The organism is Bradyrhizobium altum, from assembly GCF_020889705.1.
GTDB classification, from domain to species: Bacteria; Pseudomonadota; Alphaproteobacteria; order Rhizobiales; family Xanthobacteraceae; genus Bradyrhizobium; species Bradyrhizobium altum.
Genome location: NZ_JACMYP010000499.1, coordinates 1 through 2,484, shown reverse-complemented (window position 1 = coordinate 2,484; position 2,484 = coordinate 1). Strand labels below are relative to the sequence as shown.

The following is a 2,484-nucleotide window of genomic DNA, read 5'->3' as shown; positions in this document are numbered from 1 at the left end:
TCTTAGTTTGCCGACTTCGGCTTCGGGTCATTTGCGCCGGTTTTGCCGTTGCTCAAATGGGTCCGGATTGCCCTCGACAGCCGACAAGCCGACGAACGCTGTATTTCGTGGGATGGGCCAAAAGCTGACTCAGATGCCGACCGGTTCTCCGCTACGAGCAGCAGTCGTGTTCCAATTGCCAACAGATAGAGTCGCGGGAATATTACCCCTCGGCTACGAATACGTACCTGCTGCCATCCTTGGCCAGCGTGCCGACGTTCGGCATCAACCAGTGAGTACCCGAAATGGTGAGCTTGTCGGCGACTGCGCGATCGAAGATCTTCCTTCGCGTTTCGACAGCCATTTGCGGATCCTGGTCGATAGCGAGCTGCCACTCGGGATTTGTTGAAATGTGTGGCGCAAGATTGACCACGTCAGCGCTGATCAGGAACTGTTCGCCGCCGGAGGTGACCAGATGCGCGACCATTCCCGGGCTATGGCCGGGCGCCTGAACGGCGTGCACACCGGGCAGGAGTTCTGGTTCTCCCTCAAAGGTCCTGACGTTTTTCCAAGTCGCCACCGTGGCCTGAATTCGCTGGGCGAGGCCTTTGCGCGTCGGTCCGAGATCGATCGACTCGACCCCCGGGCGCGTCCACCATTTCAATTCCGCAGCGGGCACCACGATGTCGGCATCCGGGAAGACCTGCGCATCGCTCTCATTGTTCATGAGGCCATAAATGTGGTCGCCGTGGAGATGGGAGATGAGGATCGTCTTGACTGCCTTGGGGTCAAGGTCCGCCGCCGCCATGCTCTCGAATAACCGGCCGTTCCCCTCACCATAAATCGGATGACCGCCCGTACCCGAGTCGATCAGGACCACTTGATCGCGCAGCTTGAGCGCCATGACGATAAACCGCAGGGGCGCCTGATTGTCGGGAAAACCGGCACCACGCAACACGGTCTTGACCTGTTCGACGCTGACATTCCTGACCATGCCCTCCCGCAGCGGAACGTCACGCATGCCATCGATCAGAGAGAAGATTTCAATGTCGCCGACCTTGTATTTGCGGAAAGGTTGAGTGACGGACTGTTGAGCGTGAGCCGCGTCGACAAACGTGATCGCCTTGTCGAGTCCAAACGCGGCATAAGCACCGGCTGCGCCAAGTGTCACGTCCCGACGCGAGATATCGGACATCGTTCGGGACCCCCCGCTGACTGAATGGATCGAGCATATCAATGGGGATGTGCACTGCACAAGGTCGGCTTTGGGTCATTCGCGTTGATTTGGGCGCGTTTCCGCCATGTCCGATGTGGCCTCGATTGCTGACACGCCTGAGTCCGTCGCGGCCTTCGCCTTCGGGCCATGTGCGGACTCCCGCGTCGCAAAAGGCACGGCCTTCGCGTCTATCGATCCGTGAACCTGCGCCGCCGCCGTCATGGAGGGCCTTCAAGCGGCCGAGACTTGGTGTATGTTCGTGCGGTAAATTCTTGCCGTTGTCCGATGGTGCCCAGCCGGGAAGGCAATTGTCCGGAGGCTCGATCATGCGCGATTTAGACCGGCGACAAATCTTGCTTGCGACCGCGGCGGCATCGGCGAGCGTGATTTTGGCAGGACGACCGTTGGCGGCTAACCTGCCGAAGGTCGGCCTCGTACATCCAGGACCCAAAGGTCCGATCCCATCAGTCAGCGCGGTCGTCGCCGGTATGGCCGCGCGCGGCTATGAAGATGGAAAGACCGTGGCCCTCGAATATCGCTACGCCGAGGGCAAGCTCGACCAATTGCCGTTCATTGCAAGAAATTTGATTGAGCAGAACGTGAAGGTGATCGTTGCCGTGGCCGGAGAAGCGCTGGTCGCGGCGGCAAAGGTTACCAACACGGTGCCGATCGTGAGTGCGACCGCGGGCGGCGACTTTGTTTCGATGGGCCTTATCAGAAGTTGGGACCGCCCGGACACCAATGTGACCGGCATGAACTTGATCGCCGATGAAGCCGCGGCCGCCCGGGTTGAGATATTACGAAAGGCGGTGCCGGTGGCGAAAACCGTGGCGGTTCTCGTCAATCCTTATCCCGGCAACGACGAATTGCTCAAGGCGATGCGAGCTGCGTCCTTGAAGGCAAACATCAAGCTCGTGACGTTCGACATCAGCAAGGCCGACGAGCTAGAGCCCGCAATCCTCGCCGCCAAGCGGGATGGCGCCGATGCCGTCACTAGTTTGCAGGGGCCGTTCTTTTTCTTCCAGCGCAAGCTTCTGGCCGACCTGTCTCTCAAGCATAGGATTCCACTGGCGATGAGCGAGGCGTTGGCCGCCGAAGCGGGCGCATTGTTGCAGGTCAATCCCGATGTTCCGGGCTGCGCCGAGCGCTCGGCTGGCTTCGTCGATCTGATCCTGAAGGGGGTAAATCCGCGCGATCTCAAGATCGAACGGTACAGCCGATACGATGTCGTGTTCAATCTCAGGACAGCGAAAGAGCTCGGCATAAGCCTGAGTCCAGATACGATCAAC

2 protein-coding genes are annotated in these 2,484 nt (G+C 59.5%); one reads left to right on the top strand and one right to left on the bottom strand.

The window, feature by feature from the left end:
• Positions 1–202 precede the first annotated feature (202 nt).
• Complete coding sequence (locus H8B02_RS46830; protein ID WP_229172452.1) at positions 203–1,174, bottom strand: MBL fold metallo-hydrolase; 972 nt, start codon at positions 1,172–1,174, stop codon at positions 203–205.
• Positions 1,175–1,521: 347 nt separating this feature from the next.
• Here H8B02_RS46830 and H8B02_RS46825 point away from each other — a divergent pair.
• Positions 1,522–2,484, top strand: a 963-nt coding sequence (locus H8B02_RS46825; protein WP_229172451.1) for an ABC transporter substrate-binding protein, incomplete at its 3' end; no start/stop codon positions are given.